Here is a 13354-nt window from a genome sequence, read left to right on the forward strand (position 1 = left end):
GGCCAATGGCACCAACCCTACCCAAGTCTACTAACGCGACAGCGCCAAACCGGTATGTCTGCTAGGATTTCGGCCGCGTTGGGCAAACCTGAACAGCGCTCAGGGAATTTTTCCCGATTCTACGGATCTCAGGCGCGCGCCAGTACGCGCTATGTTGTCGCAGTGAACGCATAAAAATTATTGACGGGGCATGCCAGGGGCATTGCTTCACGGGGGCTTGATGGATTTTTGGACCGCCGCATCGGCATTGATTCTTGGAGTTGTAGAAGGGCTGACGGAGTTTTTGCCCATTTCCAGTACGGGACACCAGATCATTGTTGCCGACCTCCTCGATTTCGGCGGTGAGCGGGCCATGGCCTTCAACATCATCATCCAGCTAGGGGCGATCCTGGCGGTGGTCTGGGAGTTTCGGCGCAAGATCCTCGACGTGGTCGTGGGCCTGCCCACCCAGCCGAACGCACGGCGCTTTACCGCCAACCTGCTGATCGCCTTTCTACCGGCGGTGGTGCTGGGGGTGGTCTTTGCCGACCTGATCCATGAATACCTGTTCAACCCCGTGACCGTGGCTGCCGCCCTGGTGGTGGGCGGTGTGGTGATGCTCTGGGCCGAGCGCCGCGAGCACGAGGTGCACGCCCACAGCGTCGACGACATCACTTGGAAGGATGCCCTCAAGGTCGGTTTCGCCCAGTGCCTGGCGATGATTCCCGGCACCTCGCGCTCGGGCTCGACCATCATCGGTGGCTTGCTGTTTGGCCTGTCGCGCAAAACCGCCACCGAGTTCTCGTTTTTTCTCGCCATGCCGACCATGGTCGGGGCAGCGGTGTATTCGGGCTACAAGTACCGCGACCTGTTCCAACCCGCCGACCTGCCGGTGTTCGCCATTGGCTTCGTCACCGCTTTCATCTTCGCCATGATTGCGGTCAAGGGCCTGCTGCGCTTTATCGCCAACCACAGCTACGCGGCGTTTGCCTGGTATCGCATCGTGTTCGGCTTGCTGATCCTGGCCACCTGGCAGTTCGCCTGGGTGGACTGGACGGCGGCCCAGCCATGAAGGCGCCGAACGGCGCACTGCAATACCCGCGCCTCAAGGTTCTGGTGTTTGCGCTGCTGGTTGCGTTGCCATTGGGTGGCTCGCTGGCCTTGTGGTTGCGCGGGGTGTCACCGATCCCATTGGTGGCCTACGGGGCGGTCAGCCTGTTGGCGTTCTTGCTCTATTGGCGCGATAAACGTATGGCCCGCGCCGGGCAGTGGCGCGTGCCGGAAAACGTCCTGCACGCGGTGGAACTGGCGGGCGGCTGGCCCGGCGCCTTGCTGGCCCAGCAGTTACTGCGCCACAAAACCCGCAAAGTCGCCTACCAACTGGTGTTCTGGCTGATCGTGCTGGCGCACCAGGTGTTTTGGATCGATCGCCTGTTCCTCGGCGCCACCCTGTTTTCGATTTTCTAGAGCAACAGGCCGACCTGGGTGCGCTTGGGCAGTTTGCTCACCACCAACTGGTGGGAGCGTCGCAGCAAGCCTTGCAGTTCTTCGGCGCCCAGCGGGTAGGGGGTTTGCATGATGATCCACTGCGCCCGCGCCAGATACGGCGCGGGGCCGATGCCAGGGCGGTCGATGTGGCCCAGGAACAGATCCTTGTCCACCTTGAATGCCAGGGAATCGCCGCGCAGGTTCTGCAGGGCAAACATCTTGCTGCCCGCCACCGAAAACACCCGCACACCGCCCCATTTGTAGTCTTCCCGGGCGCCGGGCAAGGCCAGGCAGAAGGCTGCCACATCGGCTTCGTTCATCTTCATAACAGGCGATCCCCACAGGCGTTGAATGAATGGGCCAGATGATCGATCCATGCGCGCACGGCTGGCAACAACCCGCGGCGGTGAGGGTACACCGCCAGCAACCAGCCGCCGGGCAGTGACCAATCGGGCAGCAGTTGCACCAGTTGGCCACTTTGCAGCTCCTGCTCGCAGTACATCATCGGTAGCAGGGTGAACCCCAGGCCCGCCAGGGTGCAGGCCTTGCGCACCACAAAGTCATCGATGCCCAGGCGGGCTTCCAGGCTCAGCTCGGTGGCGTGGCCTTGCAGGTCGAGCATGCGCAGGTGCACCAGGCGATCGCTTTCCAGGGCGCCGAGCACCGGGACGCTTTTCAGGTCGTCGGGGCGTTCGATTTGGCGCTCTTGCAAAAACGCCGGGCTGGCCACCATCACCATTTGCGCCTGGCGCAGGCGACGGGTTACCAGCAGCGGGTCTTCATCGCCCAACTCGCGCACCCGCAAGGCTACGTCTATGCCTTCGCTGACCAGGTCCACGCGGCGGTTGACCAGCATCACGTCCAGTTGCACCTGGGGGTAGCGTTCAAGAAAGCTGCCGATCACCCCCGGCAGGAACTCATGGGCCAGGCCCACCGGGCACGACATGCGCAACCGCCCACGGGGCTCGCTGGACATGCTCGCCACCGCCTCGTCGGCCATCTCCGCCTCCAGCAGCATCGCCTGGCAATGGCGCAGGTAGCGTTCGCCCACGGCCGTCAGCTTGAGGCTGCGAGTGGTGCGTTGCAGCAGGCGTGCGCCCAAGCGCTCTTCCAACTCGGCGATACGCCGCGACAGGCGCGACTTGGGAATGCCGAGCAAACGCCCGGCGGCGGCGAAGCCACCGGCCTCCACCACCTTGGCGAAATAGTACAGATCATTAAGGTCTTGCATGGGGGTGGGCTCATTGTCCTGTCGGTGGGACGAATAATCGCATTATTACCGCCTAATAGGTGATTGGATTCACCTGTAGGATTGTCCCCACTTGATCGCCCTGTCGCGGTCCTCACTTGGAGATCCCACATGAAACTTCTGCATATCGATTCGAGCATCCTGGGCGACAACTCGGCCTCCCGTCAGTTGAGCCGCAGCGTGGTACACGCCTGGCAAGCCGCCGAGCCTGGCCTGGCCGTCACCTACCGCGACCTGGCGAGCGACGCCATCAGCCACTTCAGTGCTGCCACCCTGGTCGCCGCCGGCACCAGCGCCGAACTGCGTGACGCCGCCCAGCAGCACGAAGCCCAGCTCAGCGCCTCGACCCTGGCCGAGTTCCTCGCCGCCGACGCCGTGGTGATCGCCGCACCGATGTACAACTTCACCATTCCCACCCAACTCAAGGCCTGGATCGACCGCATCGCCGTCGCCGGCCAGACTTTTCGCTACACCGAAGCCGGCCCCGAAGGCCTATGCGGCAACAAGAAGGTGATCGTGGTGTCCACCTCCGGCGGCCTGCACGTGGGCCAGGCCACGGGTGTCGGCCATGAGGATTACCTCAAAGTCATGCTCGGCTTCATGGGCATCACCGACGTCGAGTTCGTTCGCGCCCATGGCCTGGGCTACGGTGAGGACGTGCGCGGCAAAGCCATGGGCGATGCCCAGGCGCACATCGATGAACAATTGTTCGCCGCCGCCTGATCGCCACGGCCAACAGCCACTAGACTCCGTAAGCGGCGCCGCTTGCGGAGTTTTTTTATGCTTGCGCTAAAGGCTTGGCGCGGGTTGTGCTTAAACCCGGCGGCGATGCCTTCAACCAAATCGACAGGGCTTTGCATGGCACGTTTGGGTGCGTTGTGGCTGATTTTTCTCTGGGCTGGCCTGGCGCCGGTGCACGCGGTGGCGGGCGGGCAGCCGCGCTGGAGTGTGGGTTATCACTGGATGAGTTTTCTCGACCCGCTGGACCAGCAACCGATGCGTGCGATTGCCTTCTACCCCTCCACGGCGTTGCAGCAAATCAGTGACGTGGAGGGCTACCCATTGCTGGCCAGCCAGGACGTGCGCCTCGCCCCGGGGCGTTTCCCGCTGCTCATGCTGTCCCACGGCAACACGGGCACGCCGCTGGCCCTGCATGACCTGGCCACCGCCCTGGCGCGCCAGGGGTTCGTGGTGGTAGCGGTGTTCCACCCCGGCGACAACGCCGAAGATCACAGCCGTTCGGGCACCCTGAGCAACCTCTACGGGCGGCCGTTGCAGATTTCCCGTGCCATCAGCGCCACCCTCGACGACCCGTTGCTGGCGGCCTCGGTGAGTGCACGGCAAGTAGGGGTGATCGGCTATTCGGCGGGTGGCGAGACAGCGCTGATCCTCTCCGGTGCCACACCGGACCTGCAGCGCTTACGCCGTTACTGCGCGCTACGGCCCAACGACCTTGACGCCTGCAGCACCCAAGGCGAGTTGATCGCCGACCGCGACGACCTGCAAGTGGTGGCCGATCCAAGGGTGGGGGCGTTGCTGTTGATGGCGCCGTTGAGCCTGAAATTCGGCCGCCACAGCTTGGCCGAGGTGCATGTGCCGGTGCTGCTGTACAGCGGCGACGGCGACAACCTAGTGGCTTACGACAAAAACGCCGCTGCCCTGGCGCGCAAATTGCCGTCGGCGCCGGATTTCAAACTGCTGCCCGGGGCCGGGCATTTTGTTTTCATGGCCCCCTGCACGGCGCAACAGCAGCGCGCCATGCCGGCGCTGTGCATCGACGCCGATGGGGTGGATCGCAACAACATCCACCGCACCTTGATTGGAGAAGCCGGGCGTTTTTTTGCCCATGCGTTGGGTAAACCGGGCCAGGCCAGCGCCCACCACGAGCTGCCGTAGCAAGCCCGCTTACTACATCAGCATCGACAAGGCGCGGCGTTTGAGCAGCAAGGTCAGGCCCAGGCCTGACACCGACAGCAACGCCGCGCAGAAGAATATCCACGAATACCCCAGGTTCAACGCCACCGCGCCCATCACCGGCCCGGCAATCGCCAGGGCCAGGTCAAAGAACACCGCATAGGCACTGAGCCCCGCGCCACGGCTGGTGCTGGGCACCTGGGCGATGGCTTCCACCCCCAGCGCCGGGTACACCAGCGACAGGCCAAACCCCGCCAACCCCGCGCCCAGCAGGGCAAACCCGGTCGAAGGCGCCAGCCACAGCAACACCAGGCCGAGGGTTTCGATGCCCATGCAGGCAATCGCCGCCGCATACCCGCCAAAGCGCTGGATGCTGGAGATAAACAGCAGGCGCGAGAGGATGAAGCACACCCCGAACACCGTCAGGCACCACGCGGCGCCGCGCCAGCCCAGGTCGGCGTAGTACAGGGTGATAAACGTGGTGAGGGTGCCGTAGCCGATGGAGGCCAGGCACAGGCTGGCGCCATAAGGCGCGATACGCCCGAATACCGCCCAGAACGGCATGCGTTCGCCCCCCAGCACCGGCACCGAGGGCTTGTTGCGGATCAGCAGCAGGGCCAACAGGGCCAGGGCCGTCAGGGCAATGCCCAGGCTAGCGAAGCCCAGTTGCGCCACCATCACCACCCCCAGCGGCGCGCCGATGGCGATGGCGCCGTAGGAGGCGATGCCGTTCCAGGAAATCGAGCGTGCGGTATGCTCGACGCCCACCTGGCCCATGCACCAACTGATGGTGCCCACCCCGATCAGCCCCTGGGCGATGCCCAGCAACAGGCGCCCGCCCAACAGCACCAGCAGGCTCAACAGCGGCCAGCCTTGCAGCAACGCGGACAGCCAGGTCAGCACGCCACTGGCGGCGATGCCGCCCAGGCCATAAACGATAGCGCGCTTGGTGCCGATGCTGTCTGACACCCGCCCGGCCATGGGCCGGCTGAGCAGGGTGGCCAGGTATTGCGCGCCAATGGTCAAGCCGGCCACCACCGCGCTGAAACCCAACTGCTCATGGACATAGCCCGGGAGCACGGCAATCGGCAGGCCGATGCATAAAAAGGCAATGAAGGTATAGAAAACGATCGACAGGATTTGCACGGTGACGGCCATGGAGCCGAGCGGTGGCGTGGGCTGTGCAGTCATGGGAACTCGTTCGCGGGTGGGCGGAGTCGTTCATTCTGGGGGCGCGGTGGGGTAAAGGAAAGCAGGCTAACGATTCAGCCGCAGGGTTGGCACAAAACCCTTCTTTAGCCCGGATGTTGCTTTGGCATCACCTCTTTGTGGGAGCAACGGTCTGACCCTACCACTCGTCACCGCCACTCAGCGCCGCCATCGCGAGCGGGCTCGCTCCCACAGAGGAAAATGAAAACCCCACCCACACCAGCGTTCCACGGTGGGCGCGGGCCTGCCCGCGATGGCGGCCTATCTGCCAACGCAGATGTATGGGCCCGTCGCAGCCCATCGCGAGCGGGCTCGCACACAGTGGATGAGTGGTAGGGCGGCGCAATGAACGCCTCAAACCGCGAGCCTTGAGGTAGAGCCGATGACTTTCTCCAATACGCTGAAGTCGATCCAGTCGCGCACGTCGAAGCGCTGGGGGATGAAGTCCCAGCGGTGGAGGAAGTCGGTGAAGTCCTGCAACGCGGTGATGGAGCGCGAGTCGAGGGTGGTGCGCAGGCGGCGGTGGGCGTCTTCGCCGTAGGCGGCAGCGACCCAGTATTCGCTGGTGTTGAGCTCACGTGCGAGGAAGCGCCGGGTGTCGTCGGGGTTGGCCCAGGCCCACTGTTCGGTGCGCAGCACGGTGTCGACGATGCGCACGCTGGCATCGAAGTGCTCGCGCAGCAGGTGGGTGTCGACGGTCAGGGTGCGGGGCGTGCCGTTGTTGGCGCGGATCAGCGGGTCCGGGTGCGAACCGGTGTCCACCACCACATGCAGGCCGAACTCGTCCGCCAGGTGCACGGCGTGGGCGCCCTTGAGGAAAATCGCGTCGATATCGCCGCGCAGCAGGCCGATCAGCTCGTTGTTGCGGCGGCTGAAGCGGCTGGTGCCCAGGCTCACTTGCGAGCCATAGACGTGCTGCTTCTGCTCGTCGCTGTAGGTGCCGCCGTAGGGGTAGTCCACTAGTTCCACGTCGGCCACGTTCAGGCCTTCCAGGCGCAGGGCGTTTTCCAGGCCGCGCAGGGCCTGGGCGCGGGTGAAGTCGATCTGCACGTTGGCCCATTTCGGTACGCCGAAGCGGCGGTTTTTCAGGTCGCGGATGGTTTTCACACCGCTGTCGGCGGTGGTCAGGATCAACTGCACCTCATCGCTCCACGACAGCCCCACGACCCGCGTCTGTGCGCCGCTGGCGTAGGCCCAGATCGCCGGGATATTGCCGCCGTGGCGCACCGAATTGACCAGGTGATGGTCGTAGTGGGCCTCGCGCACTTCCCGTTCGCTGGATTCGCGCAACGACTGAATGCGCGTGCCGAACGGGGCAAAGGCCTCGGCCAGGCGCCCGGACTGCACGGCGATGCCCAGGCCCGTGGGCACCGGGCTGTGGGTGTACCAGAGGGTGTCCAGTGGTGTGCTCATACGTTCTCGTCCTTTGAACCGGGCCGGTCAACCAGCCAATGCGGTGTGTGCGTTGAGCAGCGAATCCAGGGGCCTGGGGTCGATCCACTCGCGCACGTCGAAGCTACGGGGGATGAAGCGCCAGCGATGGAGGAAGTGGGTGAAGTCCTGCAGGGCGCTGATGGCCTGCTCGTCCAGGGCCGTGCGCAGGCGCAGATGGGCGTCCTCGCCGTAGGCGGCGCCGACCCAGTATTCGCTGCTGTTGGTTTCCCGGGCCAGGTAGCGGCGGGCTTCGTCGCCGTGGCCGTGTGCCCAGTGCTCGGCGCGCAACACGGCGTCGAGGATGCCCTGGGCCACATCGAAGTGCTGCTCCAGCAGGGGCAGGTCCACCGCCAGGGTGCGTGGCGTGCCGTTGTTGCTGCGCACCAGCGGGTCGGGGTGCGAGCCGGTGTCGATCACGGTGTGCAGCCCCAGGTCGTGGGCGTACTGGGCGGCGCTGGCGCCCTTGAGGAAAATCGCGTCCACCTCGCCGCGCAGCAGCCCCAGCAGTTCCAGGTTGCGCGTCTGGCGCTGCGCTGCGCCCACCGGGCTGCCCGCCACCGTGCGTACCTGCGGGTCGCTGAAGGTGCCGCCGTAACGGAAATTCACCAATTGCATGTCACCCACCTGCAAGCCTTCCAGGCGCAAGGCGTTTTCCAGGCCGCGCAAGGCCTGGGCACGGGTGAAATCGATCTGCGCCCCGGCCCAGTCCGGCAGGCCGAAGGTGCGGCCCTTGAGGTCCTTGACGGTGTGGATGCCGCTGTCGGGGCGGGTCAGGATCAACTGCACTTCATCGGCCCAGGACAAGCCGAGCAGCCGGGTTGCGCGGCCCTGGGCGCGGGCCCAGATTGCCGGGATGCTGCCGCCGTGGCGCACCGAGTGGCGCAGGCTGTGGTCGAAGTGGGATTCGCGCACAGCCTGGTCGGCGGACTCGCGGATCGACTGCACCTGGGTGCCCAGGGCGCCGATGCGCTCCTGCAACCAGCCTTTTTGCACTGCAATACCCAGGCCGGTGGGCACCGGGCAACGGGTGTACCAGAGGGTGTCGAGAGCGTGGCTCATGCTGGGTTCTCCGCCGGCGTCAGGCGCTGGTTTTCATGTGGGGGGGCGACAGCGGGCCGTTCGTGCACCAGGGGCAGCACTTCCTGGCCGATGCGCAGGGCTTCTTCCAGGTGCGGGTTGCCGGCCAGGATAAAGGTCGAGAAACCGGCGTCGCGGTATTCCACCAGGCGTTCGGCGATGTTCTCGTGGCTGCCCACCAGGCCCACGGTCGGCCCCGGCTTGGCCTTGGCGAAACCGGCCCACAGGTTGGGGCCCAGGATCAAGTCCTCGAAGCGGTCGACGTTCTGGTGATAAGCCGTCTGACGTGCACCGCCCACTGAGTCCGAGCCGCTGGTGAAGCCCTGGGCGAGGCTGCTGCCACGGCCTTGGAGTTTGTCGAACTGGCGCCGCAGGTCGGCCCAGGCCAGCTCTTCGGTTTCCCGGGCGAACAGATCGACTCGCAGGCCAAAGCGCACGGTGCGCCCCTGTTTATCCGCCAACTCGCGCACCCGCTCGATGTGGGGTTTGAGCTTGTCTACCGGCTCGGCCCAGTTGAGGTACACATCGGCGTGCTTGGCGGCGACATCCAGCGCGGCATCGGAGAAGCCGGAGAAGTACACCCCAGGCTTGCGCTCGTTGTGCAGGCCTGGGGGCAGGGCGCCGTTCTCCAGTTGATAGACATCGCCCTCATAGGAGAACCGCTCGTTGTTCCACAGGCCCTGGATCACCTCCAGGAACTCACCGGTGCGCTGGTAGCGGCGGTCGTGCTCCAGGTAGTCGCCCTGGGCGCGCTGGCTGGCGGGGTTGCCGCCGGTGATGATGTTCCAGTCCAGGCGCCCGTGGCTCAGGTGCTGCAGGATCGCCGCCTGTTGCGCGGCGTAGGCCGGCAGGGTCCAAGTGGCCTGGAAGGCGATCAAAAACCGGATGCGCCGGGTTTCCCGGGCCAGCGCCGCGGCGACGATCCACGGCTCCGGGCCAGTGGGCAGCAATGCGCCCTCGAACCCGGCCAGCTCGGCGGCCTTGGCCACCTGGGCGATGTAGTCGATGTAGGTAAAACCGTCCGCCTCGCCATTGGCCAAACTCCCAGGCGCGATATGGCCGGGGCGATGGCGCGGGCTGCCGCGATTGTGTTTGTCGGTGCTGAGCTGCGGCCCGTCGGTGCCCAGCGGCAAACGCCAGAAAAATTCAGTGCTCATGGGGTACTCCTGATCCACTTATGGGGTCCGGTGCCTGGCGGCGCGGATAACTGAACAGAGCGATTGCAACCCCCATGCCATGCCTCCAACCCCCAGGTTTACGGGGCTTGCCGCCTGGGCGCGGGGCGGGCTGCGTCTGTGGCAACACCTTGGCAGCAATCACTGTTGCCCTTGTAGCAAGCGAGCAAGCCCCGGGCGGCGTGGCGCCGCAGCGATTTTTTGCGACTGCTGCGCAGCCGAGCGCGGGTAAGCCCGCTTGCTACAGATAGAGGTAGGTAGGGGAGGGCTTCAAGCCTTGCGCGTAGCGCCGTCGGTTTCTTTTTTGTTGAGGATGGCGGTGTATTCGCCGGGGTCGACGTCGTTGAGGTAGTAGTTGCCCACGTGGTGCAGGCGCCAACGGATCGGGTCGTGGGTGGTGTGCACCCGGGCGTTGCGCCAGAAGCGGTCCAGGTTCCATTTGCTCAGGGAAGAGCTGGCGCCCAGCAAGGAGAAGATATCGCTGGAGATTTTCAGCGAAGCGCTGTCGGAGTGGGCGCGGGCGGTGGCCACCGAGAGGATCAGCTCGTCTTGCAGGGCTTTGTTGTCCGGGTCTTGCTCATGGGCATCGAACACCCGCGCAGCGTCGCGCAGCAGGGATTCGGCGGCGCGCAGGGCCACGGCGTATTCACCGATCTGCTTGATGATGTGCGGCTCTTCGTTGGCGTGATCGACGCCGCTTTCCACCCAGGGCCGGGCGTTGTGCTTGAGGTAATCCACCGCCGCACCGAGGGCGCCGGCGGCGATGCCGGTGTCGATGGCTGCGTGGAGGATCTGCGGGAAGGTCAGGCCGGTGCGCTTCATCGGGCCTGTGCGCGGGGACACGAAGGCCTCGTCCAACTCGATGTTGTCGAACCGCACTGTGCCGCTCACCGAGTTTTTCTGGCCGAAGGCGTCCCAGTCGTCCACCAGGGTCAGGCCCGGGGTATTGCGGTTGAGCAGCACCCCGGCGCCGCCGTCGTCGCTGGCGGCGGTGAGGGCGATCCACTCGGCCAGGTAAGCGCCGGTGGAGTAGAACTTGCTGCCGTTGAGGATCAGCCTGCCGTCGGCGCGGCGCTCGACGCGGGTCTTGAGGGCGAATTTGTTTTTGCCGCCGATTTCCGCCAGGGCATTGCCAAAGCGCTTGCCGGCCAGCACATCGGCGAGCAAGCGATCGCGCACCGCGTCCGAGTAGCCGCTGAAGATACCGCGCAGCATCACGTTATGGATTTGCAGCAATTGCCCGACGCCACCGTCGGCCACCGAGATGATGCGCACCGTCTCGACGAGGGTCGCCACCGAGGCGCCGAGGCCACCGAAGGCCTTGGGCACGCCGATGGCGGTCAGGCCACTCTCGGACAGCAATTGCGCCTGGCGCCGCGGCAATTGGCCGTTTTGCGCCGGGTCGGCGGCGATCTCGGCGATTTCTCGGGCGATCTGCCTGGCCACGGCAATGGCCTCGGCCTCGCTGCCCAACGGGCGCTGCGGCGCCTGTTCTTGCAGGGCTTGGGTGATGGGGTTGCGTTGAGCCGTACTCATGGGTCCACCTCTGGAATGTCTCGGAAGGTCGCTGCCCTGAATGGCGGGGCGCTGGAGGGGCTTGAGCAAGTTCTGCGCCAAGGCCCGCCGAGGCCTTGCAAGCCATGTGGCGCAAGGCTTTGGCACTCTCAGGCCGGGGCGGGTGTTGCTGGGGCAGCAGCGCGCGGCGGCCGGCTGCTGGGCCAGCAACAGTGGGGGCGCAATCCTGTTGGCAGGCCAGCAGCCCCGGGCCCGGTGCGGGCGGCAAAGCGCTTGAAAATCAGGGCCTTGCCGGATTGGCACGGGCGCTGCAATAGGCCTTGGCAACGCTGACCCACAGGAGCCGTGCCATGACCCTCGCTGCCGTACCGTCCACACCTGCCGCCCTGGACCAGATCTGGTTTACCCGTTGCCCAGTGCCGACCGCTTCAGGCATCGCCTACAAGCTCGGCTGGTTGAGCGAGGAGTTCGCCGCCGACGGCTTGCCCGTGTCCACCCTGCAAGAGGCCCGGCAACTGGGCCACCACCATTACGATCACGAACTGCCCGGGCTGTTTCGCGAAGGCGGTAACGTGCCGGCCCTGGCCGCCCGCGCCTCAGGTGCGCCGAGCCGTTTGATCGGCCTGACCTGGATCGAGGAATGGCAAACCATCCTGGTGCGCCCCGACTCGGGCATTCGCCAGCCGCAAGACCTCAAGGGCAAACGCCTGGCCCTGCCGGCCTGGGGCGACAGCCGCCCGGGAAGCATCGCCCGGGCCATGAGCCTGCACGGCTACAAAGGCGCACTGAGCCTGGCCGGGCTGGGCTTTGACGACGTGGAACTGGTGGAAGTGGCGTTGCAGGACCAGCAGGCCGCCAGCGCCAACGAAGGCTTGCAGCGCCTGTGGTCGGGCCTCGATTACCTGGCCCGGGGCGAGGTGGACGCGGTGTACGTCAAGGGTGCCTCGGCGGCTGACGCGGCGCGGCGCCTGGGCCTGGTGGTGGGCATTGACCTAGACCTGATCGCCGCGCCGCGCTACCGCATCAACAACGGCACGCCCCGGCCGATCACCGTGCACCAGAGCCTGCTCGATAATCACTTCGAGCTGGTGGTGCGCTTCCTCGCCCAGACCCTCAACGCCGCCGAATGGGCCGCCAACAACCGTGCCGGGCTCAACGCCATCCTCGAAGAGGAAACCCGGGCCGGCAGCGCCGGGGTGGACGAGGCCTATCGCGGCGACTTCCACACCACCCTGGCCCCGGACCTGTCGGCCCAACGCCTGGATGACCTGGGTGTGCAGAAAGACTTCCTGTACCTGCACGGTTTCCTCGAGCGGGACTTTGCCATCGCCGATTGGGTCGATGCCCGCCCGTTGCAAGCCGCCCACGACCTGCTGGCCAAGCGCCGCGCCTGAACCTGGAGCACCCCGATGACTGTCCTTATCCATGAACAACCGATCAGCGCCGAACTGCAACGCTTTATCGACCAGGTATTGGTGGACGCCGAGCAGGCGTTCACCGTGTTTCGCGAGACCGGCACCCTCACCGCCAACGGCACCGTGGGCTTTATCGAGCGGGTGCCGGGCCAGGAGCTGCTGGTGTCGGTCAACTACGGCGGGCCGTGGCACTACCGCGAGCCGCTTGCCGCCACCGTCACCGATTTCAACGGCAAGGTGATCTTGGGCAAAGGCAAGGGTGGGCTGGGCCGCTACACCAAGCTGTTCCAGCAACACCCGGACGTGACCACCGTGTCCCACGTGCACTCGCCGTACCTCGGCGCCTGGGCCCAGACCCACCGCACCTTGCCGTTCCACTACGTGCCGGTGCAGCGCTACCAGTTGGCCCGTGAGCTGGCGGTGTACATCGACCGGCGCCAGCCCGAGGTGGACTTCATCCTCGACACCCTCGCCGCCAACCCCTTCAACTTGGCGATCCTGGAAGCCAACGGCGGCTCTACCGTATGGGGCAAGCAGGGCCTGCGCGCCACCGCTGAGTTCATCCTGCTGCTGGAGGAGGGCGCGCGCCTGCAACTGCTGGCCGACGCCCTCGGCGGCTCCCGCGCCTACGGCCCGGGCGTGCTGACCCAGCAATGGAAAATGAGCGGCCTCTACGAGCGCGCCAGCGAACTGGGCCTGGTGCCCGGGATTGATCGCAAGGCTTGAAGTCTTCCCGTTTCCCCTTGTGGGAGCAGGCTGGCCCGCGATGGCGGTCTGGCAGTGGTCCATCGTTATCGCGGGCAGGGCCCGCTCCCACCGTTAAACGGTGGTGTGGGTGGGGTTTTCATTTTCCTCTGTGGCAGCGAGCCTGCTCGCGATGGCGGCACGCAGTGGCGGTG

13 protein-coding genes are annotated in these 13354 nt (G+C 65.7%); 6 read left to right on the top strand and 7 right to left on the bottom strand.

Annotated elements, in window-relative coordinates:
• Nucleotides 1-220: 220 nt before the first annotated feature.
• Nucleotides 221-1051, top strand: a complete 831-nt coding sequence (locus CKW13_RS08830) for an undecaprenyl-diphosphate phosphatase (RefSeq protein WP_095108213.1) — start codon at nucleotides 221-223, stop codon at nucleotides 1049-1051.
• Nucleotides 1048-1446 carry a DUF1294 domain-containing protein gene (locus tag CKW13_RS08835; protein ID WP_095108214.1) on the top strand — a complete coding sequence of 133 codons (399 nt, stop codon included), beginning with the start codon at nucleotides 1048-1050 and terminating at the stop codon, nucleotides 1444-1446. The genes CKW13_RS08830 and CKW13_RS08835 overlap by 4 nt, the downstream gene beginning before the upstream one ends.
• Here the strand turns inward: CKW13_RS08835 and CKW13_RS08840 are convergent.
• On the bottom strand, nucleotides 1443-1793 hold the full coding sequence (locus CKW13_RS08840) for an MmcQ/YjbR family DNA-binding protein (RefSeq protein ID WP_095108215.1): 351 nt from the start codon (nucleotides 1791-1793) through the stop codon (nucleotides 1443-1445). The genes CKW13_RS08835 and CKW13_RS08840 overlap by 4 nt on opposite strands.
• On the bottom strand, nucleotides 1790-2698 hold the full coding sequence (locus CKW13_RS08845; RefSeq protein WP_095108216.1) for a LysR substrate-binding domain-containing protein: 909 nt from the start codon (nucleotides 2696-2698) through the stop codon (nucleotides 1790-1792). Before CKW13_RS08845 ends, CKW13_RS08840 begins: the two co-directional genes overlap by 4 nt.
• 129 nt (nucleotides 2699-2827) lie before the next feature.
• On the opposite strand from CKW13_RS08845, the gene CKW13_RS08850 reads away from it, so the two are divergent.
• Entirely contained in the window at nucleotides 2828-3439 is a 612-nt protein-coding gene (locus CKW13_RS08850; protein ID WP_095108217.1) for an FMN-dependent NADH-azoreductase, read from the top strand.
• Between the two features lie 135 nt (nucleotides 3440-3574).
• Complete coding sequence (locus CKW13_RS08855; RefSeq protein WP_095108218.1) at nucleotides 3575-4612, top strand: dienelactone hydrolase; 1038 nt, start codon at nucleotides 3575-3577, stop codon at nucleotides 4610-4612.
• A 12-nt stretch (nucleotides 4613-4624) separates the two neighbouring features.
• Here the strand turns inward: CKW13_RS08855 and CKW13_RS08860 are convergent, their stop codons facing one another.
• The 5 genes from CKW13_RS08860 to CKW13_RS08880 form a co-directional block, all read right to left on the bottom strand.
• Nucleotides 4625-5821, bottom strand: a complete 1197-nt coding sequence (locus CKW13_RS08860; protein WP_095108219.1) for an MFS transporter — start codon at nucleotides 5819-5821, stop codon at nucleotides 4625-4627.
• Nucleotides 5822-6193: 372 nt separating this feature from the next.
• Nucleotides 6194-7252, bottom strand: a complete 1059-nt coding sequence (locus tag CKW13_RS08865; RefSeq protein ID WP_095108220.1) for an ABC transporter substrate-binding protein — start codon at nucleotides 7250-7252, stop codon at nucleotides 6194-6196.
• Nucleotides 7253-7279: 27 nt separating this feature from the next.
• Nucleotides 7280-8332: an ABC transporter substrate-binding protein gene (locus CKW13_RS08870; protein ID WP_095108221.1), complete on the bottom strand. Its 1053-nt coding sequence runs from the start codon at nucleotides 8330-8332 to the stop codon at nucleotides 7280-7282.
• Nucleotides 8329-9507, bottom strand: coding sequence for an LLM class flavin-dependent oxidoreductase (locus CKW13_RS08875; RefSeq protein WP_095108222.1), 1179 nt, complete (start codon nucleotides 9505-9507; stop codon nucleotides 8329-8331). Before CKW13_RS08875 ends, CKW13_RS08870 begins: the two co-directional genes overlap by 4 nt.
• A gap of 288 nt (nucleotides 9508-9795) precedes the next feature.
• A complete protein-coding gene (locus tag CKW13_RS08880) occupies nucleotides 9796-11061 on the bottom strand; it encodes an acyl-CoA dehydrogenase family protein (protein WP_095108223.1) in 1266 nt (421 codons plus the stop codon).
• A gap of 329 nt (nucleotides 11062-11390) precedes the next feature.
• Here CKW13_RS08880 and CKW13_RS08890 point away from each other — a divergent pair, with 329 nt between their 5' ends.
• Nucleotides 11391-12434, top strand: coding sequence for an ABC transporter substrate-binding protein (locus tag CKW13_RS08890; RefSeq protein ID WP_095108225.1), 1044 nt, complete (start codon nucleotides 11391-11393; stop codon nucleotides 12432-12434).
• A gap of 15 nt (nucleotides 12435-12449) precedes the next feature.
• Nucleotides 12450-13181: a class II aldolase/adducin family protein gene (locus tag CKW13_RS08895; RefSeq protein ID WP_095108226.1), complete on the top strand. Its 732-nt coding sequence runs from the start codon at nucleotides 12450-12452 to the stop codon at nucleotides 13179-13181.
• Nucleotides 13182-13354 lie beyond the last annotated feature (173 nt).

Source organism: Pseudomonas sp. Irchel 3E20, assembly GCF_900187645.1.
GTDB lineage: Bacteria > Pseudomonadota > Gammaproteobacteria > Pseudomonadales > Pseudomonadaceae > Aquipseudomonas.